Annotated in this window: 22 protein-coding genes; 17 read left to right on the top strand and 5 right to left on the bottom strand. The window is 61.1% G+C overall.

The window, feature by feature from the left end:
- Window positions 1-317 precede the first annotated feature (317 nt).
- The 15 genes from flhA (at window position 318) to yegS (ending at window position 15740) form a co-directional block, all read left to right on the top strand.
- Window positions 318-2432 carry a flagellar biosynthesis protein FlhA gene (flhA, locus tag JFT58_RS16765; RefSeq protein WP_034126796.1) on the top strand — a complete coding sequence of 705 codons (2115 nt, stop codon included), beginning with the start codon at window positions 318-320 and terminating at the stop codon, window positions 2430-2432.
- Window positions 2433-2443: 11 nt separating this feature from the next.
- Window positions 2444-3760, top strand: coding sequence for a flagellar biosynthesis protein FlhF (flhF, locus tag JFT58_RS16770; protein ID WP_003192914.1), 1317 nt, complete (start codon window positions 2444-2446; stop codon window positions 3758-3760).
- 105 nt (window positions 3761-3865) lie between these two features.
- Window positions 3866-4699, top strand: a complete 834-nt coding sequence (gene fleN, locus JFT58_RS16775) for a flagellar synthesis regulator FleN (RefSeq protein ID WP_003192912.1) — start codon at window positions 3866-3868, stop codon at window positions 4697-4699.
- Window positions 4696-5436 (top strand): RNA polymerase sigma factor FliA, encoded by a 741-nt coding sequence (fliA, locus tag JFT58_RS16780; protein WP_003192909.1) that lies wholly within the window; start codon window positions 4696-4698, stop codon window positions 5434-5436. The genes fleN and fliA overlap by 4 nt, the downstream gene beginning before the upstream one ends.
- A gap of 167 nt (window positions 5437-5603) precedes the next feature.
- Window positions 5604-5978, top strand: coding sequence for a chemotaxis response regulator CheY (locus JFT58_RS16785; protein WP_003192908.1), 375 nt, complete (start codon window positions 5604-5606; stop codon window positions 5976-5978).
- Between the two features lie 18 nt (window positions 5979-5996).
- The gene (locus JFT58_RS16790) at window positions 5997-6785 is read left to right on the top strand and encodes a protein phosphatase CheZ (protein WP_003192906.1); all 789 of its coding nucleotides are present in this window, start codon (window positions 5997-5999) and stop codon (window positions 6783-6785) included.
- 11 nt (window positions 6786-6796) lie between these two features.
- Complete coding sequence (locus JFT58_RS16795; protein ID WP_054896359.1) at window positions 6797-8998, top strand: chemotaxis protein CheA; 2202 nt, start codon at window positions 6797-6799, stop codon at window positions 8996-8998.
- Window positions 8999-9046: 48 nt separating this feature from the next.
- Entirely contained in the window at window positions 9047-10177 is a 1131-nt protein-coding gene (locus JFT58_RS16800) for a protein-glutamate methylesterase/protein-glutamine glutaminase (protein WP_089041950.1), read from the top strand.
- Complete coding sequence (locus JFT58_RS16805) at window positions 10177-10917, top strand: flagellar motor protein (protein WP_003192902.1); 741 nt, start codon at window positions 10177-10179, stop codon at window positions 10915-10917. Before JFT58_RS16800 ends, JFT58_RS16805 begins: the two co-directional genes overlap by 1 nt.
- A gap of 205 nt (window positions 10918-11122) precedes the next feature.
- A complete protein-coding gene (gene motD, locus JFT58_RS16810) occupies window positions 11123-12010 on the top strand; it encodes a flagellar motor protein MotD (RefSeq protein WP_054896357.1) in 888 nt (295 codons plus the stop codon).
- A 51-nt stretch (window positions 12011-12061) separates the two neighbouring features.
- Window positions 12062-12850 (top strand): ParA family protein, encoded by a 789-nt coding sequence (locus JFT58_RS16815; RefSeq protein WP_014719332.1) that lies wholly within the window; start codon window positions 12062-12064, stop codon window positions 12848-12850.
- The gene (locus JFT58_RS16820) at window positions 12850-13641 is read left to right on the top strand and encodes a CheW domain-containing protein (protein ID WP_054896356.1); all 792 of its coding nucleotides are present in this window, start codon (window positions 12850-12852) and stop codon (window positions 13639-13641) included. The genes JFT58_RS16815 and JFT58_RS16820 overlap by 1 nt, the downstream gene beginning before the upstream one ends.
- Before the next feature lie 79 nt (window positions 13642-13720).
- A complete protein-coding gene (locus JFT58_RS16825; RefSeq protein ID WP_003192896.1) occupies window positions 13721-14203 on the top strand; it encodes a chemotaxis protein CheW in 483 nt (160 codons plus the stop codon).
- Window positions 14204-14596, top strand: coding sequence for a DUF2802 domain-containing protein (locus JFT58_RS16830; RefSeq protein ID WP_054896355.1), 393 nt, complete (start codon window positions 14204-14206; stop codon window positions 14594-14596).
- A gap of 223 nt (window positions 14597-14819) precedes the next feature.
- Window positions 14820-15740, top strand: a complete 921-nt coding sequence (gene yegS / locus JFT58_RS16835) for a lipid kinase YegS (RefSeq protein WP_034126802.1) — start codon at window positions 14820-14822, stop codon at window positions 15738-15740.
- Here the strand turns inward: yegS and JFT58_RS16840 are convergent.
- The 3 genes from JFT58_RS16840 to JFT58_RS16850 form a co-directional block, all read right to left on the bottom strand.
- Entirely contained in the window at window positions 15699-16358 is a 660-nt protein-coding gene (locus JFT58_RS16840) for a response regulator transcription factor (RefSeq protein ID WP_034126803.1), read from the bottom strand. The two genes, yegS and JFT58_RS16840, sit on opposite strands and share 42 nt — an antisense overlap.
- Window positions 16355-17248, bottom strand: a complete 894-nt coding sequence (locus JFT58_RS16845) for a sensor histidine kinase (RefSeq protein WP_034126804.1) — start codon at window positions 17246-17248, stop codon at window positions 16355-16357. The genes JFT58_RS16840 and JFT58_RS16845 overlap by 4 nt, the downstream gene beginning before the upstream one ends.
- A 357-nt stretch (window positions 17249-17605) precedes the next feature.
- Window positions 17606-18049: a hypothetical protein gene (locus tag JFT58_RS16850; RefSeq protein WP_169918712.1), complete on the bottom strand. Its 444-nt coding sequence runs from the start codon at window positions 18047-18049 to the stop codon at window positions 17606-17608.
- 547 nt (window positions 18050-18596) lie between these two features.
- On the opposite strand from JFT58_RS16850, the gene JFT58_RS16855 reads away from it, so the two are divergent.
- Window positions 18597-19532 (top strand): chemotaxis protein CheV, encoded by a 936-nt coding sequence (locus JFT58_RS16855; protein WP_034126805.1) that lies wholly within the window; start codon window positions 18597-18599, stop codon window positions 19530-19532.
- 38 nt (window positions 19533-19570) lie between these two features.
- Complete coding sequence (locus JFT58_RS16860; protein ID WP_054896354.1) at window positions 19571-20377, top strand: MOSC domain-containing protein; 807 nt, start codon at window positions 19571-19573, stop codon at window positions 20375-20377.
- Between the two features lie 47 nt (window positions 20378-20424).
- On the opposite strand, the gene ppnP is transcribed toward JFT58_RS16860, so the two are convergent.
- Together ppnP and JFT58_RS16870 are read right to left on the bottom strand one after the other, a co-directional pair.
- Window positions 20425-20709 (bottom strand): pyrimidine/purine nucleoside phosphorylase, encoded by a 285-nt coding sequence (ppnP, locus tag JFT58_RS16865; protein ID WP_003226701.1) that lies wholly within the window; start codon window positions 20707-20709, stop codon window positions 20425-20427.
- A gap of 222 nt (window positions 20710-20931) precedes the next feature.
- Complete coding sequence (locus JFT58_RS16870) at window positions 20932-21474, bottom strand: exonuclease domain-containing protein (RefSeq protein WP_019818536.1); 543 nt, start codon at window positions 21472-21474, stop codon at window positions 20932-20934.
- Window positions 21475-21518: the final 44 nt, after the last annotated feature.

A 21518-nucleotide genomic window follows, 5' to 3' on the forward strand; every position in this document is an offset into this window, starting at 1 on the left:
CGCAGAGCGTGGGAATGATCGAGGGAACCGCGTTATTGTTCTAGCCTCAGGTATCAAGCCTCTTGATCGTTCCCACGCTCCCGCGTGGGAACGCATCGCGTGACGCTCTGCGTCACCCTTGCAGAGTACTCAAGTCGTGCGCCTGACACACCGCATCGCAGGCAAGCCAGCTCCCACACTTGAATCGGTTTACCACTCGAAAATCGGCCCCGAAAGCAAAGTTGGAAGGCTTCTTGCAACCCCGCCTCCAAGTCGCCTTCCAGCGTCAAAACTTTGCTTCAAGGACCCGAGGAATACCGGTGGTAGATCGCTCTCAAATGCTCAACACGGCCCGTGGCACCCTGACTGACCTGTCGCGGGGCAATCTGGGTGTGCCGTTGTTGTTGCTGGTGATGCTGGCAATGATGATGTTGCCGATGCCGCCGTTCCTGCTCGACGTGTTCTTTACCTTCAACATTGCCCTGTCCGTCGTTGTGTTGCTGGTGTGCGTGTACGCCTTGCGGCCGCTGGATTTCGCGGTGTTCCCGACGATTCTGCTGGTGGCGACCCTGCTGCGCCTGGCATTGAACGTCGCTTCCACGCGGGTGGTGATGCTCCACGGCCAGGACGGCCATGCCGCTGCCGGCAAGGTGATCCAGGCGTTCGGCGAGGTGGTGATCGGCGGTAACTACGTGGTCGGTATCGTGGTGTTCGCGATCCTGATGATCATCAACTTCGTGGTGGTGACCAAGGGCGCCGGGCGGATTTCCGAGGTGAGCGCGCGGTTTACCCTCGACGCCATGCCCGGCAAGCAGATGGCCATCGACGCCGACCTCAACGCCGGCCTGATCGACCAGGGCCAAGCCAAGGCCCGTCGGGCGGAAGTCGCCCAGGAAGCCGAGTTCTACGGCTCCATGGACGGTGCCAGCAAGTTTGTGCGCGGCGACGCCATCGCCGGCCTGTTGATTCTGTTCATCAACCTGATCGGCGGTGTGGCCGTCGGTATGTTTCAGCACGGCATGACATTCGGCGATGCCGGCAAGGTGTATGCCTTGCTGACCATCGGTGACGGTTTAGTGGCGCAATTGCCATCACTGTTGTTATCCACAGCGGCGGCCATCATGGTTACCCGTGCTTCGGGCTCCGAAGACATGGGCAAGCAGATCAGCCGGCAGATGTTCGCTTCGCCCAAGGCCCTGGCCGTGGCGGCGGGCATCATGGCGATCATGGGCATTGTGCCGGGCATGCCGCACTTTTCGTTCCTGAGCATGGCGGCCCTGGCGGGTGGTGCGGCGTACCTGTTCTGGAAAAAGCAGAACCAGGTCAAAGTCCAGGCCCAGCAGGAAATCGCCCGTCAACAGGAGCTGCTGCCATCCCCGGCCCGCGCCCAGGAAACCAAGGAGTTGGGCTGGGACGACGTCACGCCCATCGACATGATCGGCCTGGAAGTCGGTTACCGCCTGATCCCGCTGGTCGACCGCAACCAGGGTGGGCAACTGCTGGCGCGGATCAAGGGTGTGCGCAAGAAGCTGTCCCAGGACCTGGGTTTCTTGATGCCCACTGTGCATATCCGTGACAACCTCGACCTGGCCCCCAGCGCTTATCGCCTGACCCTGATGGGGGTAATCCTGGCCGAAGCCGAGATCTACCCGGACCGCGAACTGGCGATCAACCCCGGCCAAGTGTTCGGTACCCTCAACGGCATTACCGCCAAAGATCCGGCTTTCGGCCTGGAAGCGGTGTGGATCGAAGTCAGCCAGCGCAGCCAGGCGCAGTCCCTCGGTTACACCGTGGTGGATGCCAGCACCGTGGTCGCCACGCACCTCAACCAGATTCTCTACAAGCACTCCCACGAGTTGATCGGCCACGAGGAAGTCCAGCAATTGATGGGCTTGCTGGCCAAATCGTCGCCAAAACTGGCCGAAGAGCTGGTGCCTGGCGTGCTGTCACTGTCGCAGTTGCTCAAGGTGTTGCAAGCGCTGTTGGCCGAACAGGTGCCCGTGCGCGACATTCGCAGCATTGCCGAGGCCATCGCCAACAATGCCGCCAAGAGTCAAGATACTGCCGCTCTGGTGGCGGCGGTGCGTGTCGGCGTGTCCCGCGCAATCGTGCAAAGCATTGTAGGGACTGAGTCGGAGCTGCCTGTGATCACCCTGGAGCCCAGGTTGGAACAAATATTGCTCAATAGTATTCAGAAGGCAGGGCAAGGCCAGGAAGAGGGCGTTTTACTGGAGCCAAGCATGGCTGAAAAGCTGCAGCGTTCGTTGATCGACGCCGCACAGCGCCAGGAAATGCAGGGCAACCCGGTGATCCTGCTGGTGGCCGGCCCGGTTCGCGCGATGTTGTCGCGGTTCGGACGCCTGGCCGTACCGAATTTGCACGTGTTGGCTTACCAGGAAATTCCTGACAATAAGCAAGTGACTATTGTCGCGACAGTTGGGCCCAATGGCTGAGGTAGTGGGTTATGCAAGTTAAGCGTTTTTTCGCCGCCGATATGCGTCAGGCCATGAAACTGGTCCGTGATGAGCTGGGCGCCGATGCCGCGATTATCGGTAACCGTCGGATTGCCGGCGGTGTCGAGCTGACGGCTGCCCTGGATTACACGCCCCAGGCGCTGGCCCCGCGCGTGCCAAACATGGAGCTCGAAGACGAGCTGCGCAAGACCGCCTCGCGCATTGTGTCGGCCCAGGCTGAACTGAGCATGCGTGGCGACAGCGATGCCAGCACCAATCGCCAGCTGTTTGCCGGCCTGCCGCTGACCGCCGCCGAGCCGCTGGTTGAACCCACCTTTGTCGAACCGCCGCGTCCTGCAGCGCCTGCCCCGGCTGCCGCAGTTGACCAGCGCGTGATTGACTCGATGCGTTTTGAACTCAACGGCCTGCGTGAATTGCTCGAAGTGCAGCTCGGCTCGCTGGCCTGGACCCAACTGCAAGGCAGCAAGCCGCAGCAAGCCAACCTCTGGCGTCGCCTGCAACGCATCGGCCTGTCCGGCCCGTTGTCCCGCGACCTGCTGGCCTTGACCGCTGAAGTCGAAGAGCCGCGGCAGGCCTGGCGCATGCTGCTGGCGCACTTGGCGCGCATGATTGCCACGCCGGAAATCGAACCCCTGGAAGAGGGCGGTGTAATCGCCATGGTCGGCCCCGCCGGCATGGGCAAGACCACCACCCTGGCAAAGCTTGCGGCCCGTTACGTGCTTAAATACGGCGCGCAGAATATCGCCCTGGTGAGCATGGACAGTTACCGTATCGGCGCTCAGGAGCAGCTCAAGACCCTGGGCCGCATCCTCAACGTGCCGGTGACCCATGTCGACCCGGGCCAGTCCCTGGCCAATGCCCTCGACCCGTTGCTGCGCAAGCGCGTGGTGCTGATCGATACCGCCGGCCTGCAAGCCAGTGATCCGGCGCTGCGCATGCAGCTCGAAAGCCTGGCCGGGCGAGGCATCAAGTCAAAAAATTACCTGGTGCTTGCAACCACCAGCCAGAAACAGGTTCTTACCGCTGCTTATCACAGTTACAAGCGTTGCGGCCTGGCCGGTTGCATCCTCACCAAGCTCGACGAAACAGCGAGTCTGGGCGAGGTGTTGAGCCTGGCCATCAGCCATGAATTACCGGTTGCCTACCTCACCGACGGGCCGCGGATCCCGGATGATCTGCATCTGCCGCGCCGTCATCAGTTGGTCAGCCGTGCCGTGAGTGTGCAAATGCAAGACGAGCCTAGCGAGGAAGCGATGGCCGATATGTTCGCCGACCTTTACCACCACCCGGCTAAACGGGTGGGTTGAGGCAGGATGAACACCGTGAAATGTACCTACATCGATGGTCTGCAAGCGATTCACGCGGCCAAGCCATGTAGCCTGCGTCTAAGCAAGACAAGGTAAAGAAATAAAATGGGCAGCATGCATCCCGTACAGGTGATCGCGGTGACCGGCGGCAAAGGTGGCGTCGGGAAAACTAACGTGTCAGTGAATTTGTCCCTGGCCCTGGCAGAGCTTGGCCGTCGCGTCATGCTGCTGGATGCTGACCTGGGCTTGGCGAACGTGGACGTTCTGCTGGGGCTGACACCCAAACATACCCTGGCCGATGTGATCGAAGGCCGCTGTGAGCTGCGCGACGTGCTGCTCCAGGGCCCCGGAGGCATTCGCATCGTGCCGGCGGCCTCGGGCACCCAGAGCATGGTGCACCTGAGCCCCGCGCAGCATGCCGGGCTGATCCAGGCGTTCAGCGACATCGGCGACAACCTCGACGTGCTGGTGATCGACACCGCCGCCGGGATCGGCGAGTCGGTGGTCAGCTTTGTGCGCGCAGCGCAGGAAGTGCTGTTGGTGGTGTGCGACGAACCCACCTCCATCACCGACGCCTATGCGCTGATCAAACTGCTTAACCGTGACTACGGCATGAACCGCTTCCGCGTTCTGGCCAACATGGCCCAGAGCCCGCAGGAAGGGCGCAACCTGTTCGCCAAGTTGACCAAGGTCACGGATCGCTTCCTCGATGTGGCCTTACAATACGTCGGCGCAGTTCCCTATGACGAGTGTGTGCGCAAGGCCGTGCAAAAGCAGCGTGCGGTCTACGAAGCGTTCCCTCGTTCGAAATGCGCACTGGCGTTCAAGGCCATTGCCCAGAAGGTCGATACCTGGCCGTTGCCCGCCAACCCGCGGGGGCATCTGGAGTTTTTCGTCGAGCGTTTGGTGCATCAGACGAGCGCAGGACCGGTGCTATGACATCCAGCGGCTACAACCTTTACAAAAAGTCGGCACGTGACAGCCAGGGCGAATTGATCGAGCGCTATGCGCCGTTGGTCAAGCGCATTGCCTATCACCTGTTGGCGCGCCTGCCTGCGAGTGTGCAGGTCGAAGACTTGATCCAGGCCGGCATGATCGGCCTGCTTGAAGTCTCGACCAAATACGACGCCAGCAAGGGTGCCAGTTTCGAAACGTATGCGGGTATCCGTATCCGTGGCGCGATGCTCGATGAAGTGCGTAAAGGCGATTGGGCGCCGCGTTCGGTACACCGCAATACGCGCATGGTCAGCGATGCAATTCGTGCAATTGAAGCAAAAACCGGCCGTGACGCTAAAGATCATGAAGTTGCGGCCGAACTCCAATTGAGTCTCGACGATTACTACGGGATTTTGAACGATACCTTGGGCAGCCGCCTGTTCAGTTTCGACGACCTTTTACAGGACGGCGAGCACGAAGGGCTGCACGAGGACGGCGCGAGCGCGCATACGGAGCCGTCGCGCGACCTGGAAGATGAACGTTTCCAGGGCGCGTTGGCCGATGCAATCGCCAATTTGCCAGAGCGTGAGCGGCTGGTGCTGGCGCTGTACTACGACGAAGAGCTGAACCTCAAGGAAATCGGTGAGGTCCTGGGGGTCAGCGAATCGCGTGTCAGCCAGTTGCATAGCCAGTGCGCAGCCCGCTTGCGGGGCCGATTGGCCGAGTGGCGCGCGCGCTGACAGGCAGTGTGGGGGCACTGCAGACGCTGCCGTGAGATCGCAAGGTTTCGCGGCTGTGTGCCGTGGTGCCCTGGGCAGTCCTTTTTGTGTAACGCCTGTTGATTGAAATGGCGCGTCCAGGTGCTGGGCGCGTTTAAGACTGCTTGGAGGTCGAATTGGACAAGAACATGAAAATCCTCATCGTTGATGACTTCTCAACGATGCGGCGGATCATTAAAAACCTGTTGCGTGACCTTGGGTTCACCAACACGGTCGAGGCGGATGACGGCCTGACGGCCATTCCGATCCTCAACAGCGGGAGCATCGACTTTCTGGTGACCGACTGGAACATGCCGGGCATGACCGGTATCGACCTGCTGCGCCATGTGCGCGCCGATGAAAAACTGCGCAGCCTGCCTGTGCTGATGGTGACCGCCGAAGCCAAGCGCGAACAGATCATCGAAGCCGCCCAAGCCGGGGTCAACGGTTACGTGGTCAAGCCATTCACGGCACTGGCCTTGAAAGAGAAGATCGAGAAAATCTTCGAACGCATCCACGGCTAATGCCATCGCGGGGGAGCTATGGAGCATAACGAAACGTCACAGGGCGACTTTGAGTCGACCCTGAAAAAACATGCTCACCAGTTGGTCGACAGCCTGGAAAAAGGCCAGTTCGCCGATGCGGTGCAGTTGATCCATGAGCTTAACCAGACCCGTGACCGCGGCCTGTACCAGGAAGTGGGCAAGCTCACACGCGAGCTGCACAGCGCAATCGTCAATTTCCAGATTGACCCGCGCATGCCCCAGGCCGAAGAAATTTCCCAGATCACTGATGCCACTGAACGTCTGTCCTATGTGGTCAGGCTGACTGAGGCAGCGGCCAACCGCACCATGGACCTGGTGGAAAACGCCACGCCCCTGGTCAACGGCATGGCCACCGAAGCCCAGGCCTTGAGCCAGGACTGGGGCCGCTTCATGCGCCGCGAAGTGGGCGCTGAAGAGTTTCGTGAATTGGCGCGTCGCGTCGACGGGTTCCTGTCGCGCAGCGAACAGGAAAACCGCACGGTGGCCAGCAACCTCAACGACATCCTGCTGGCCCAGGATTACCAGGACCTCACCGGTCAGGTGATCAAGCGCGTGACCCAGTTGGTCACCGAAGTGGAAAGCAACTTGCTCAAATTGGTGCTGATGGCCGGCCAGGTCGATCGTTTTGCCGGCATCGAACATGACCGCGAAGCGATCCTCTCGGAAAAAGATCCACAAAAACATCTCGCCAAGGGTGAAGGTCCGCAGATTCATGCCGATAAACGTGAAGACGTTGTGTCAGGTCAGGATGACGTAGATGACCTGTTATCCAGTTTAGGCTTCTAAGGAGCACCCACATGAGCTTCGGCGCCGATGAAGAAATCCTTCAGGATTTCCTTGTAGAGGCCGGCGAAATTCTAGAGCAACTGTCCGAACAACTGGTCGAGCTGGAAAGCCGACCGGATGATGCGAACCTGCTCAATGCAATTTTTCGCGGTTTTCACACTGTAAAAGGGGGCGCCGGCTTCCTCCAGCTCCATGAGCTGGTGGAGTGCTGCCACATCGCCGAGAACGTCTTCGACATCCTGCGCAAGGGTGAGCGTCACGTCGACTCGGAATTGATGGACGTGATTCTCGAAGCACTGGATGCGGTCAACGGCATGTTCAGCCAGGTGCGTGAACGTGCGCCGATCACCGCTGCCACCCCGGAACTGCTGGCCGCCCTGGCGCGCCTGGCCGAACCTGCCGACACCGCGGCTGTGCCGGTGGTCGAGGCTGCGCCGGAGCCGGTGGCGCAAGCCGAGCCGGACGTGACCGACAGTGAGTTCGAACAACTGCTCAACTCCCTCAGCGCGGTCAAGGCCGAAGCTGAAGCGCCGGTGCAGCCTGCCGCGACGCCGAGCAGTGAAGACATTACCGACGCCGAATTCGAGTCGTTGCTCGACCAGTTGCACGGCAAAGGCCAGTTCGCAGCAGATGCCGTGGCCCCGCCTGCCGCTGCGCCAGAAGCACCCGCTGCCAACGCCAGCACCGACATCACCGACGACGAGTTCGAGGCACTTCTCGACCAACTGCATGGCAAAGGCACCTTTGTGGCTGAAGCCCTGCCTGAGGTGGCGGCCACTGCCGCCGCTGCGCCAGCGGCCAGCGCAGCACCTGCCGATGATGGGCTGATCTCCGATCACGAATTCGAAGCCCTGCTCGACGAGTTGCACGGCAAAGGCAAGTTCAGCGAAGTGGCCCCGGCCGCGGCCGCGCAGGTTGCAGCACCAGCCACTGCGGCACCGGTTGCTGCCAAACCTGCGCCGGCTGCCAAGTCAGCACCTGCCGCCGCCCCGGCCCCTGCGCGTGCAGCGGCCCCAGCGGCAGCGGAAAAACCTGCCAGCGAAGCCGAAACCACCGTGCGCGTGGATACCGCGCGCCTGGACGACATCATGAACATGGTGGGCGAACTGGTGCTGGTGCGTAACCGCCTGGTGCGCCTGGGCCTGAACAGTGGCGACGAAGCCATGCAGAAGGCCGTGTCGAACCTCGACGTGGTCACCGCCGACCTGCAAACCGCGGTGATGAAAACGCGGATGCAGCCGATCAAGAAAGTCTTCGGCCGTTTCCCGCGCCTGGTTCGCGACCTGGCGCGCCAGCTCAAGAAAGAAATCAACCTGGAGCTGGTGGGCGAAGAAACCGACCTCGACAAAAACCTCGTCGAGGCCCTGGCCGACCCGCTGGTCCACTTGGTGCGCAACGCGGTCGACCACGGTGTAGAAACCCCGGAAGAACGCGAAGCCGCCGGCAAGTCCCGCAACGGCAAGGTGATTTTGGCGGCGGAGCAAGAGGGCGACCACATCCTGCTGTCGATCACCGATGACGGCAAAGGCATGGACCCGACCATCTTGCGCAATATCGCGGTCAAGCGCGGCGTGATGGACAAGGACGCCGCCGACCGCCTCACCGATACCGAGTGCTACAACCTGATCTTTGCCCCGGGCTTTTCGACCAAGACCGAGATCTCCGACGTGTCCGGGCGTGGCGTGGGCATGGACGTGGTGAAGACCAAGATCAGCCAGCTCAACGGCTCGATCAATATCTACTCGACCAAGGGCCAGGGCTCCAAGATCGTCATCAAGGTGCCGTTGACCCTGGCGATCATGCCGACCCTGATGGTGATGCTGGGCAACCAGGCGTTCGCCTTCCCGCTGGTCAACGTCAACGAGATCTTCCACCTCGACCTGTCGCGCACCAACGTGGTGGACGGCCAGGAAGTGGTGATCGTGCGCGACAAAGCGTTGCCGCTGTTCTACCTCAAGCGCTGGCTGGTGGCCTCGGCCGCCCATGAAGAACAGCGCGAAGGCCATGTGGTGATTCTGTCCGTGGGCACCCAGCGCATCGGCTTTGTGGTCGACCAACTGGTGGGCCAGGAAGAAGTGGTGATCAAGCCTTTGGGCAAGATGCTGCAGGGAACCCCAGGCATGTCGGGCGCAACCATTACCGGTGACGGTCGCATCGCACTGATTCTCGATGTTCCGAGCATGCTCAAGCGTTACGCCGCACGGCGTATTTGATTTTGGTGGGGCAGGGCGGTCATGCCCGCCCCGCCTAACGGAGTGTTTATGGCAGTCAAGGTCCTGGTGGTGGACGATTCGGGTTTCTTCCGCCGCCGCGTCTCGGAAATTCTTTCCGCTGATCCAACGATCCAGGTGGTCGGCACTGCCACCAACGGCAAAGAGGCGATCGATCAAGCCATTGCCTTGAAGCCGGACGTGATCACCATGGACTACGAGATGCCGATGATGGATGGCATCACGGCCGTGCGCCACATCATGCAACGCTGCCCTACACCGGTATTGATGTTTTCCTCGCTGACTCACGAAGGCGCGCGGGTGACCCTCGACGCTTTGGATGCCGGCGCGGTGGACTTTTTGCCGAAGAATTTCGAAGACATCTCGCGCAACCCTGACAAGGTCAAGCAGATGCTGTGCGAGAAGGTGCACAGCATTTCCCGCAGTAACCGTCGCAGCTTGTTCAGCACGCCCGCGCCAGCTGCCACGCCTGCGCCCGCAGCAGCGGCGCCGACCTCGTCGTTTGCGCGCCCGGCGCCTGCGCCCGTGGCCCGGCCTGCGGTCGCGCCGGTACGTGCCGCCGCAGCGTCGAGTGCGCATTCGCCCGCGCCCAAGCGCAAGGCTTACAAGCTGGTCGCCATCGGCACCTCTACCGGCGGCCCGGTGGCCTTGCAGCGGGTATTGACTCAACTGCCGGCCAACTTCCCGGCGCCGATTGTGCTGGTGCAACACATGCCGGCGGCGTTCACCAAAGCCTTCGCCGAGCGCCTGGACAAGCTGTGCCGTATCACCGTCAAGGAAGCCGAGGATGGCGACGTTCTGCGTCCTGGCCTGGCACTGCTGGCGCCGGGCGGCAAGCAGATGATGGTGGACGGGCGTGGCGCGATCAAAATCCTGCCGGGCGATGAGCGCCTGAACTACAAGCCGTGTGTGGACATCACCTTCGGTTCGGCGGCCAAGTCCTATGGCGACAAAGTTCTGGCGGTGGTGCTCACCGGTATGGGCGCCGATGGCCGTGAAGGTGCGCGCCTGCTCAAACAGGGCGGTAGCGCCATCTGGGCCCAGGATGAAGCCAGTTGCGTGATCTATGGCATGCCCATGGCCATCGTCAAGGCTGACCTGGCCGATGCGGTCTACAGCCTGGACGACATCGGCAAGCACCTGGTGGAGGCCTGCCTCTGATGGATGTGTTGAGCCTGATCGGCATCACCATGGCGTTTGTCGCCATCATTGGTGGCAACTACCTGGAAGGCGGCCACCTCGGCGCCTTGGCCAACGGCCCGGCAGCGCTGATCGTGATCGGTGGCACCGTGGGCGCGGCGTTGTTGCAGTCGCCCCTGAGCTCATTCAAGCGCGCCATGCAGATTCTGGTGTGGATCATTTTTCCGCCACGGGTCGACCTGGCAGGCGGTATCGACCGTGTGGTCAATTGGAGCCTCACCGCCCGCAAGGAAGGCCTGCTGGGCCTGGAAGGCGTGGCCGATGCCGAGCCTGACAGCTACGCGCGCAAAGGCCTGCAACTGTTGGTCGATGGCGCCGAACCGGAAGCGATCCGCAGCATCCTCGAAGTGGATTTCTACACCCAGGAAAGCCGTGACATCAATGCGGCCAAAGTCTTTGAAAGCATGGGCGGCTATGCGCCGACCATTGGCATCATCGGCGCGGTGATGGGCCTGATCCACGTGATGGGCAACCTGGCCGACCCTTCGCAACTGGGCAGCGGCATTGCCGTGGCATTTGTCGCGACCATCTACGGCGTGGCCAGTGCCAACCTGGTGTTGCTGCCGGTGGCCAGCAAGCTCAAGTCGATTGCCATGCGCCAGTCGCGTTATCGCGAAATGTTGCTCGAAGGCATCCTGTCGATTGCCGAGGGCGAAAACCCGCGCTCCATCGAATTGAAGCTTCAGGGCTTCATGGATTGATGGGTATGCACATTGACCTGTGGCCAGTGAGCTTTATGTGGCGAGCGAGCTTGCTCGCGCTGGGCTGCGAAGCAGCCCCAAAACCAGGTACCGCAATCTGTCTGAACAAACGCGTTGCCTGGATGGGGGCCGCTTCGCGCCCCAGCGCGAGCAAGCTCGCTCGCCACAGTAAAGCGGCCAATAGCGGTCAGGGAGGTATTTGCCTGTGAGCCGTCGCCGTCGCGAGCCTGAAGAGCACGTCAACCACGAACGCTGGCTGGTGTCCTACGCGGACTTCATCACCTTGCTGTTCGCGTTTTTCGTGGTGATGTACTCGATCTCGTCGATCAACGAAGGCAAGTACAAGATCATTTCCCAGGCGCTGGTCGGCGTGTTCAACGATGCCGAGCGGGCGCTCAAGCCGATCCCCATCGGCGAAGAGCGGCCCAAGACGGTGACCCCGGCCAAGCCCCTGGTCAATAACAGTGATGAAACCGCCGCCGGCATCGGCGGCACCAGCGACCCGCTCAAAAGTATCGCCGACGATATCAGTGCCGCCTTTGGCGACCTGATCAGCTCCAACCAGATGACCGTGCGCGGCAATGAGTTGTGGGTGGAGATCGAGCTGAACTCCAGTCTGTTGTTCGCCAGTGCCGATGCGTTGCCCAGTGACCAGGCGTTCACGATCATCGACAAGGTGGCGGCGATCCTCAAACCGTTTGAAAACCCGATCCACGTGGAAGGCTTCACCGACAATTTCCCCATCAGCACCGCGCAGTACCCGACCAACTGGGAACTGTCCTCGGCCCGCGCGTCGAGCATCGTGCGCATGTTGGCCATGCAGGGCGTGAACCCCCAGCGCCTGGCGTCTGTGGGCTATGGTGAATTCCAGCCGGTGGCCAATAACGCCACGGTGGAAGGCCGCGCCCGTAACCGCCGGGTGGTGCTGGTGGTCTCGCGCAACCTGGATGTGCGTCGCAGCCTGACCGGTACTGGCACTGCCAATGCCACCCCGGATGCGGCGTTGAAGCGTGCTGGCACACAAACTGCACCGCCCGTTGTCAAGCCGCCGGTCCGACCGAGTAACGTCAATTCTCCGTCGCTGGCTCAATAACCGTATGCAATGTCTCGGTCGCGCCTGTGCCCGCCGGGAGGAACCAACCGAATGAGAGTCTGGGCAGTTGCCAATCAAAAGGGTGGGGTCGGCAAGACCACCACTTCCATCGCCTTGGCCGGCTTGCTGGCCGAAGCGGGCAAGCGTGTGGTCGTGGTTGACCTGGACCCCCATGGTTCCATGACCAGCTATTTCGGCTACGACCCGGATGCGCTGGAACACAGCTGCTATGACTTGTTTTTGCACAAGGGCAGCGTGCCGGCGGATCTGCCTGGGCAACTGCTGTTGCCCACCAGCAACGAAAGCATTTCCCTGCTCCCGTCGAGCACTGCCCTGGCCACCCTGGAGCGCCAGTCGCCAGGCCAGAGCGGCCTGGGCCTGGTGATCGCCAAGACCCTGGCGCAGCTGTGGCAGGACTTCGATTACGCGATCATCGACAGCCCGCCGTTGCTCGGCGTGCTGATGGTCAATGCGTTGGCGGCCAGCCAGCAATTGGTGATCCCGGTGCAGACCGAGCACCTGGCGGTCAAGGGCCTGGAGCGTATGGTCAGCACCCTGGCGATGATCAACCGTTCGCGCAAGCAGGCGCTGCCGTTCAGCATCGTGCCGACCTTGTTCGACCGTCGCACCCAGGCGTCCCTCGGCACCTTGCGCGTATTGCGCGATGCCTACCCGGACACTATCTGGAATGGCTACATCCCGGTGGACACGCGCCTGCGTGACGCCAGCCGTGCCGGGCTCACACCGTCGCAGTTCGACGGCAAGAGCCGTGGCGTGCTGGCCTACCGTGCGTTGCTCAAGCACCTGCTGTCGCAACAGCTTGTGGCGCAGGTGGCGTGATGAACCGTCCTGTCGAATTCAAGACCCGCCCGCAACTGGCTCTGGAATCCTACCTGGATGCCTTGCTGCAGGATGCGACGGCCGAGGAACTGCCAGAACCGATTCTGGTACTTGAGCCTGCTGTCGAACCCGAAAGCCCGCTGGATGAATTCCAGCAGGCGGTGATGGAAGAACAGGCACGGGATGCGCAGGTGGTGGAGGCGCCCGTGGTGGTGCCAAGCGCCCCGGCAGTGGTGGCGCCCCCGGTGGTCGAACCGCTGGTGGAAGTGCACCTGCCGCCCAGCCTCACGCCGCCGCCGGTGACGGGCGACGGTCGGCCCTCATGGGCTGCCGAGCCGTTCGAGTGCCTGCTGTTCGACGTTGCCGGGTTGACCCTGGCGGTGCCGCTGGTGTGCCTGGGCTCGATCTATTCCCTGGAAGGCCAGGAGCTGACGCCGCTGTTCGGGCAGCCGGAGTGGTTCCTCGGCATCCTGCCCAGCCAGGCCGGCAACCTCAAGGTGCTGGACACGGCGCGTTGGGTGATGCCCGACCGCTACCGCGATGATTTTCGCCAGGGCCTGCAATACGTGATTTCGGTGCAGGGCTACGAGTGGGGGCTGGCGGTGCATCAAGTCAGCCGCTCGCTGCGCCTGGACCCGAATGAAATCAAATGGCGCAGCCACCGCGGCCAGCGGCCGTGGCTGGCGGGCACTGTGATCGAACACATGTGCGCGTTGCTGGATGTCGCCGAACTGGCCGAGTTGATCGCCAGTGGTGCGGTGAAGGCAATGCCACAGAACAAACGCAGTTGATTGAACAATAAGGGCCGTGCGGTTGCGCGGCCTACGTGCACACACGCCGTCGATAGCGGCATTTGAAGGGGTCAGATGAATGAACAAGTCAGCGTCCGCACAAGGTTTGGATGATCCGATCCTGCAATGGGTAACCTTCAAGCTGGACAACGAAACCTACGGCATCAACGTGATGCGCGTGCAGGAAGTGTTGCGCTACACCGAGATCGCCCCGGTTCCAGGCGCGCCAAGCTACGTGCTGGGCATCATCAACCTGCGCGGCAACGTGGTGACGGTGATCGACACCCGTCAGCGGTTCGGCCTGGACACGGTTGAAGTCAGCGACAACACCCGTATCGTGATCATCGAAGCCGACAAGCAAGTGGTTGGCATCCTGGTCGACAGCGTGGCCGAGGTGGTTTACCTGCGCCAATCGGAAGTGGAAACCGCACCGAACGTGGGTAACGAAGAGTCGGCCAAGTTCATCCAGGGCGTGTGCAACAAGAACGGCGAACTGCTGATTCTGGTTGAGCTGGACAAGATGATGAGCGAAGAAGAATGGTCGGAACTGGAGAGCATCTGATTGTTCCTTGAGGCAGCGGTGATTGTCCTGGCCCTGTTGTGGGCCGGGACCTTGGCGTTTGTGCTGCGCTATATGCGCCAGCAGCGGGAGTCTGCCTTGCAACAGGCCGAGCGCGATGCGGTGCGCGACCGGCGCATTCTGGAACTGGTCAAGCGTGTTGATCACTTCCAGCAAAGTGCGGTGCGGGTTGGGGATGAAGTGCATGAACTGCGCGCGATTCTCGCGCCGTTGCCCGACAGGTTGGTGCAGTTGGAGCAGCGTGATCCGTCGAACCTGTCGTTTGCCCAGGCGGCCAAGCTGGTCGGCATGGGGGCGACGGTGGATGAGCTGACCCAGTCATGTGGGCTGACCCAGGCTGAGGCGCAGTTGATGAGTAAGTTGCACAAGGGCTGATTCTCGATAGCGGCCTGGCAGCCGACGCTTCTCTACCTTGCGCCCAACGATCCAACTGTGGGAGCTGGCTTGCCTGCGATGACGGCCTGCCAGCCGACATCTATCTGCCTGACAGCCCACATTTTGATCTGCATACCTCAATCAATTTTCTCCAGCCACAGACTTTTCCTGTTCCCCAAAGGTCAACATCCTTCAAGCACCTTGACCCAGGAGATTCTCCCAAATGACCGCCCCCAAAGCCCTGTTGATCCTCCACGGCAAACAAGCCCTCAACGAGGATGTGCGCGCTGCTGTGCTGGCGCGGCGTGAGCAGGGTGGGGAGTTGGCGGTGCGGGTGACCTGGGAGGGCGGTGATGCCCGGCGACTGGTCAATGAAGCCCTGGCCGAGGGGTACACCCATATCATTGCCGGCGGTGGCGACGGCACCTTGCGCGATGTGGCCGAAGCCATGGCCCATGCCAACACTGACGCCAGCCTGGTGCTGATGCCCCTGGGCACCGCCAATGATTTCGCCAAAGCCGCCGGCGTGCCGTTGGAGCCGGCTGGCGCCCTGGCCTTGCTGGACGTACAGCCCAGGGCGATCGACCTTGGCCAGGTGGGTGGGCAAATCTTCTTGAACATGGCCACCGGTGGTTTTGGCAGCCAGGTCACGGCCAACACGTCCGAAGACCTGAAGAAGGTCTTGGGCGGTGCCGCGTACCTGTTCACCGGTTTAACCCGCTTCAGTGAATTGAAAGCCGCCTACGGTGAATTGGAAGGCCCGGATTTCCATTGGAAAGGCGAGTTGCTCGCGTTGGGCATCGGCAACGGTCGCCAGGCCGGTGGCGGGCATGTGCTGTGCCCCGGAGCATTGGCTGATGACGGGCTGTTGGATGTCAGCATCTTGCCGGCGCCTCAAGAGGTGGTCGGCACGTTGCGTGAGTTGATGAACAACGGCTGGGGCCTGGACACCATGTTCGTGCGCGCACGCCTGCCCTGGGTGAAGATCAAGGTCGCACAAGGCTTGTACATCAACCTCGACGGCGAGCCGCTGGAAGGCGACGACCTGCACTTCGAGGCGCTGCCCAAGGCCCTGCGCGTGCACTTGCCGCTGGGTTCGCCGTTAGTCGTCCAGGCTGATGATCTGCTCACGCACGGCAAATAGCACCAGGCCCGCCACGTCAAAAATCTGCAAGCGCTTCATGATCTGCGAGCGGTGGGCTTCGACAGTCTTGATGCTCAGGCCCAGGCCGTGGGCAATTTCCCGGGTGGATTTGCCGCGCACGATCAAGCGCAGGATTTCCAGTTGCCGCGCCGTCAGGTTGTGGCTGTGGGCGACAGGCGCGCTGGAGTCCTGGCTACGGATCAGCGCCTGGTTGATCACTGTGTGGGCGATGGCAGGGCTCAGATAGCGTTCGTTGTTACGCAGGGCCAGCAGGGCATGTTCCAGCTCGTTGGCGGTGGTGTCTTTGAGCAGGTAGCCGTGGGCACCAGACTCCAGGGCGCGCATGATCATCTCGGGATCGGTGTGCATCGACAGGATCAGCACTTTGCACTTGGGGTAGGCGCGCTTGAGTTGCTGCAAGGCATCCAGGCCCCCGGTGTGTTTCATCGACAGGTCCAGCAGCACAATGTCGGGCTGCAGGGCGCAGAATTTCTCAAGCAGTTGCGCGCCATCGCTGGCCTCTCCAACGACGGCGTAGCCGGGGATATCCAGGATCAGTGCACGCACGCCGGCGCGGATCAAGGCATGGTCATCGACCAGGAGCAGGTTGCAGGTCACCGGAGAACCTTATGGGCACTGGCCCGTTCGAGGGCGCGGGGGGCCCAGGGGAAAAGTGCGTGGATGCGTGTGCCGTTGCCCGGCTGGCTGCTGACGGACACGGTGCCGCCCAACTGGTGGGCCCGTTCGCACATGCCGGCCATGCCCCGTTGGCCTTCCTTGCCGGGGTCGGCGGCAGGTGCGAAGCCCTGACCGTCATCGCATATCGTCAGTGACAGCCCTTCCGGCAAGCGTTGCAGGCGCACCAGCAGGTTGTGTGCCTTCGCATGGCGCAGCATGTTGGTGACCGCTTCCTGGGTGATGCGAAAGGCCGCCACGGCCATTTCTTCGGGAATGCCGGTGAGGCGTTGCTGACACTCCAGGCTCCAGCACACCTGGGTATTTTCCAGGGCCTTGAGCAGGTGCGCGCGCAGGCTGGCTTCCAGCCCCAGGCTTGCCAGTTGGCGAGGGTTGAGAATGGCGGACACGTCGCGCACCTTGGCCAGGGTTTCATTGAGCGTATTGCACAGCACCGAGCAATGAATTTGCAGGTCTTGGGGCAGTCGACGCTGCAACCATTCGCTCTGCAACTTGGCGGCGGTCAGCAGTTGGCCGATGTCATCGTGCAGCTCGCGGCTGAGGCGGTGGCGTTCGTTTTCCTGGACTTGCAGCAGGCGGTCGGCCAGCTCCTGGGGCTGGAACTTGATGGCTTTGCGCGAGCGCCACTGGTGCAGGGCGACCACTGCCAACGTGACCAGGTTGAGCAACACAATCACTAGTGGCAGCGGCGCGCCTTGCAGGTAAACCCACAGGCTGACCAGCAGTGAGCACAGGCACAGGGCAAGGATGAGGGGGCGCGCATGGCGGCGGGACACGAACCTTGCGATGAGTGACTTGAGGCTGGCGTACATAGCGGATGGAGCCAATGAGGGTTCACTGCGCGAAGACCGGTCACGGCGGTTGACTGGGCTCTGTCGAGAGTGCGGTGCCGGATCGTGGTTATCCATAATGAAGTTGCTTCATTTCGAGCGGGGCATGGTACCACCACTATTACCGTTGGTCGCCTGGCATATTCCTCCCTCGATATATTAACCACGTCAATGCCCTGACGGTCAGGCCAGCGCTCTTGAGTTGTATTAGTTAGACTGATTTGTACAATTTTAAGGTGCTGGCTAATTGATATTTCTTCAGTCTCTAGAAGTGTTTCATCTTTGGCTTAAACGGTCGCTTTTAGATAACACGGGTATTAAATACGACCTCTCCTTGGTTTAAGACCTCTGCTGTAGACGCTGCTGATGGCCGTAGTCTTTTTGCGGAATCTGCGAGGTCACCGTGGCAATCAGCGAAGTTTGCTCACTGTCATCCAGGCCCAGTTCCCCGGTACGGATGTCAATCAGCTCCAGTTGCCAAGCCAGTAACCTCAGGCAGTCGTGCAACGCCTCCAGGGCCTGGTCATGCAGTTGCACCGGGCTCACGGCATTGGCGATCAGGTATTGAATATGCCGGGAGAACTCGCTGATCGCCTGCAAGGCCAGGCCATCGGCTTTTTCTGCCAGTTTGGCCAAGCTGGTTTTCATGCAGTCGATGGCGTCGCTGTCATTGCGGATCAAATGCAGGTGGTTCAGGCATTCCTCGGACTTGGCCAGCAGCATTTCGGCTTCCAGCAAAAACTCGGGAAGCGCGGTTTGCCATTCGTTCGCGCTATTCATCATGCAAGTCTCCACAACTTAAGGTCGGGTGATGAGATGTCGCACCGGGTGAATGGCTTAAAACTAGCGCTGAAATACGACTGGGGCGTGTAGGTTGCTTCCGATAATCCAGTAGGACGTTTATTGAAAAACTCACGAATGCCGCCTTTAACCGCTGTTAGGCGGGATGACGCAACTTCAGTTGCCGATACGTGAGTGCCTGAAAGGCCCGTAGACCAAGGGCTTGGGTGGGCAAACAAAAGCCTGACTCCATTCATGCAATGAGAATGGCGTCACATTAATGGCTATTAGATATCGCGAATATCAGGTTGGGCCTGATTGCGTATAGGGGAATCCCCTATGTGGCGGAACTGCACGTCAATTCGACTGTCGCGCAAGGCGGCTTGATAGAGCATCAAGGGCCCAAGCAGTAAAGCATGATGTCAGTGTGACATCAATGGATTTACATGGCATTTTATTGGGGTCAAGGTCCGGCGCTTGCCGCCGATAACGTGCTTATACAGCTGCATACCCTTTCACGCGCCTGCGGCGTGTACACCAGGAGCTTTTAATGGCCGGCATTCTCGACACGGTAGATCAACGCACGCAATTGGTGGGTGAGAATCGCCTGGAAATTCTCATGTTCCGCCTCTTCGGACGGCAGTTGTTCGCGATCAACGTGTTCAAAGTGCAGGAAGTGCTGCAGTTGCCCAAGCTGACCCTGATGCCCCAGCGCCACCCGTTCGTGTGTGGGGTGGTCAACCTGCGTGGCCAGACCCTGCCGGTGATCGACCTGTCCCAGGCCATCGGCATGCGTCCTTTGGTACCGGGCCCCAACAGCACCATTATCGTCACCGAATATAATCGCTCGGTGCAGGCGTTCCTGGTGGGCGGTGTCGACCGCATCGTCAACATGAACTGGGAAGCCATCCTGCCGCCGCCGACCAGCGCCGGTCGCCAGCACTACCTCACCGCCATCAGCAAGGTCGATGAGCAACTGGTGGAAATCATCGACGTGGAAAAAGTCCTCGCCGAGATCGTGCCCTACAACGCCAAGGTCTCCCGGGACAAACTTGAAGACCCGGTGCTGGAGCGTGCCCGTGGCCGCGAAGTGCTTCTGGTGGATGATTCCAACGTGGCGTTGTCGCAGTTGCGTGACACCCTGGGCCAGTTGGGCGTGAAGATGCACGTCGCCAGCGACGGTCTCAAGGCACTGAACATGCTCAAGGCTTGGGCCGACAGCGGCCAGGTGATGACCGACAAACTGCTGATGATCTTCACCGACGCCGAAATGCCCGAGATGGATGGCTACCGTCTCACTACCGAAATCCGCAACGACCCGCGCCTGCGTGGTCTGTACGTGGTGATGCACACCTCGCTGTCGGGCAGCTTCAATGACTCGATGGTCAAAAAGGTCGGCTGCGACAATTTCCTCTCCAAATTCCAGCCGGACAAGCTGGTGGACGTGGTACGCCAGCGACTGATGTTGGACGAAATGCCCGCCTGACTTTAGGATGACACTTTGTTTCCTAGGAAGGCAGGCCCATGCTGCGTCTCAGCGCGTTGTACCGTTACCCCTTGAAGTCCGGCAAGGCCGAAACTTTGCAGCAGATTGGGCTGGATAAACTCGGGTTGGACGGGGATCGACGCTGGATGCTGGTGGATGAAGCCAGCGGGCGGTTCCTGACGCAACGGGCCGTGGCGAAGATGAGCCAGCTCTCGGCGTTGTGGAACAGCAGCGGGGGCCTGACCCTGAGTTCGCCGGGCTACGCGTCTTTGGATGTGGCATTGCCGGGCAGCGCCGGCGAACTGCGTGGTGTGACCATCTGGCGCGATACGCTGCGTGTGCCGGATGCTGGCGATGAGGCCGCGGCCTGGGTCAGCGCGTTCATTGGCAAGCCGACGCGCCTGGTGCAACTGCCCCTGGAACGTGCGCGCACCACCGAAGCCGGTTATGGCAAGGATGACGACAAGGTCGGCTTCGCTGACGGCTACCCGTTGCTGTTGATCGGCCAGGGCTCCCTCGACGACTTGTGTGTAAAGATCGGCCGCCCGATGGAGATGCTGCGTTTTCGTCCCAACCTGGTCATCGAGGGCGGCGAGGCTTTCGCCGAAGACGGCTGGAAGCGCTTACGCATCGGCGACGTGGAGTTTCGGGTGGTCAAGCCGTGCTCGCGGTGCATCCTCACTACCGTCGACCCCCAGACCGGTGAGCGCAGTCCCGACCGCGAGCCTTTCGCGACGCTGGAAACCTACCGCAAGACCGAAAAGGGCGCGATGTTCGGCCAGAACCTGGTCAACGATGGCATCGGGCGCCTGGAAGTCGGCATGCCGGTAACGGTGCTGGAATAAAAAAGCCCGTCTCGTGGGAGACGGGCTTTCTGTGTGCCGGGTACCGCTTAGCCGCGGTATTCACACAGGTAGGCGGTGTCCACCGCAACCTTCAACTGGAACTTGCTGTTGGCCGGTACGTTGAACTGGCTGCCGGCGGCGAAGGTTTCCCAGTCGCTGCTGTCGGGCAGCTTCACGGTCAGGGCGCCGGAGACAACGTGCATGATTTCACGTTGGGCGGTGCCGAATTCGTATTCACCCGGAGCCATCACGCCGATGGTCGCCGGCCCTTCTGCGGTGCCGAAAGCGATCGACTTGACGGTGCCGTCGAAGTACTCGTTGACTTTGAACATGGGTGAATCCTCGGAAAAGATGGATGCTTACGCTCATCACTGCAGGCGCGGGCTTCTGTGGCGAGGGAGCTTGCTCCCGTTGACTGCGTAGCAGTCCCCGTTTTTTGGGGGCGCTTCGCACCCCAGCGCAAGCAAGCTTGCTCGCCACAGGATTTCGTTGGTGCAGGTGGGCAGCAACAAAGGAAATTGGCTGGCCAGTATGCCCAAGGCTGTGGACGCTGCCTAGACCGGCAATATCAGCGGCAGCAGGCGTGCGGTGTTGCGTGCATCCTCCAGGGCGCGATGCTGCTGGCCATTGAACTGCATTCCTGCCAATTGCAGCGCACCATTGAGCCCCAGCGGCTTGTCCAGACGCCGGGCCTTGGCAAAGCGTTGCTTGAGGTTCACATGCGGGGTGTCGCCCAAGGCGCTGGCGAGGCCATGGCGCTGCCACTCCAGCTCAAGCTGCACGCGATCATAGTCACCCCAGCTGGCCCAGCCTTCCAGGCGTGGCTGATGTTGGCCCAGCCAGCGCTCGAACAGCGGCCACACCTCGGTGATCGGCGCGGCCATGTCGATATTGGCCTGGGTGATATGGGTGAGTTTGCGGCAAAAGGGTGTCAGCAATGGCCGACGCAAGGGCCGCACAAAGCGCTGGAAGTGGTCCAGTTCGCGGCCCTGGCGGTTGACCAGGCTGGCGCCGATCTCGATGACTTCCATCTCTGTCACGGGCCAGCCGCCGTCATCCGTTGTGGCTTCAAGGTCAATAATCAGCCAATGAGGCATGTGCAGGTTCCCGTACTCGTCCCTTCCTGATGGGGATAGAGCGT

Origin of the sequence: Pseudomonas sp. MF6767, assembly GCF_016405475.1 — a bacterium.
In the GTDB taxonomy this organism is placed as follows: domain Bacteria; phylum Pseudomonadota; class Gammaproteobacteria; order Pseudomonadales; family Pseudomonadaceae; genus Aquipseudomonas; species Aquipseudomonas paracarnis.

What these genes read in the sequence shown, in the direction of transcription:
- ppnP (WP_003226701.1), bottom strand. Translation starts at nt 20,709, where the DNA reads ATGTTCAAAGTCAACGAGTACTTCGACGGCACCGTCAAGTCGATCGCT.
- JFT58_RS16850 (WP_169918712.1), bottom strand. Translation starts at nt 18,049, where the DNA reads ATGATGAATAGCGCGAACGAATGGCAAACCGCGCTTCCCGAGTTTTTG.
- JFT58_RS16820 (WP_054896356.1), top strand. Translation starts at nt 12,850, where the DNA reads ATGAACCGTCCTGTCGAATTCAAGACCCGCCCGCAACTGGCTCTGGAA.
- JFT58_RS16785 (WP_003192908.1), top strand. Translation starts at nt 5,604, where the DNA reads ATGAAAATCCTCATCGTTGATGACTTCTCAACGATGCGGCGGATCATT.
- JFT58_RS16845 (WP_034126804.1), bottom strand. Translation starts at nt 17,248, where the DNA reads ATGTACGCCAGCCTCAAGTCACTCATCGCAAGGTTCGTGTCCCGCCGC.
- JFT58_RS16825 (WP_003192896.1), top strand. Translation starts at nt 13,721, where the DNA reads ATGAACAAGTCAGCGTCCGCACAAGGTTTGGATGATCCGATCCTGCAA.
- JFT58_RS16870 (WP_019818536.1), bottom strand. Translation starts at nt 21,474, where the DNA reads ATGCCTCATTGGCTGATTATTGACCTTGAAGCCACAACGGATGACGGC.
- JFT58_RS16790 (WP_003192906.1), top strand. Translation starts at nt 5,997, where the DNA reads ATGGAGCATAACGAAACGTCACAGGGCGACTTTGAGTCGACCCTGAAA.
- JFT58_RS16805 (WP_003192902.1), top strand. Translation starts at nt 10,177, where the DNA reads ATGGATGTGTTGAGCCTGATCGGCATCACCATGGCGTTTGTCGCCATC.
- JFT58_RS16855 (WP_034126805.1), top strand. Translation starts at nt 18,597, where the DNA reads ATGGCCGGCATTCTCGACACGGTAGATCAACGCACGCAATTGGTGGGT.
- flhA (WP_034126796.1), top strand. Translation starts at nt 318, where the DNA reads ATGCTCAACACGGCCCGTGGCACCCTGACTGACCTGTCGCGGGGCAAT.
- flhF (WP_003192914.1), top strand. Translation starts at nt 2,444, where the DNA reads ATGCAAGTTAAGCGTTTTTTCGCCGCCGATATGCGTCAGGCCATGAAA.
- JFT58_RS16815 (WP_014719332.1), top strand. Translation starts at nt 12,062, where the DNA reads ATGAGAGTCTGGGCAGTTGCCAATCAAAAGGGTGGGGTCGGCAAGACC.
- JFT58_RS16795 (WP_054896359.1), top strand. Translation starts at nt 6,797, where the DNA reads ATGAGCTTCGGCGCCGATGAAGAAATCCTTCAGGATTTCCTTGTAGAG.
- fliA (WP_003192909.1), top strand. Translation starts at nt 4,696, where the DNA reads ATGACATCCAGCGGCTACAACCTTTACAAAAAGTCGGCACGTGACAGC.
- yegS (WP_034126802.1), top strand. Translation starts at nt 14,820, where the DNA reads ATGACCGCCCCCAAAGCCCTGTTGATCCTCCACGGCAAACAAGCCCTC.
- JFT58_RS16800 (WP_089041950.1), top strand. Translation starts at nt 9,047, where the DNA reads ATGGCAGTCAAGGTCCTGGTGGTGGACGATTCGGGTTTCTTCCGCCGC.
- fleN (WP_003192912.1), top strand. Translation starts at nt 3,866, where the DNA reads ATGGGCAGCATGCATCCCGTACAGGTGATCGCGGTGACCGGCGGCAAA.
- JFT58_RS16860 (WP_054896354.1), top strand. Translation starts at nt 19,571, where the DNA reads ATGCTGCGTCTCAGCGCGTTGTACCGTTACCCCTTGAAGTCCGGCAAG.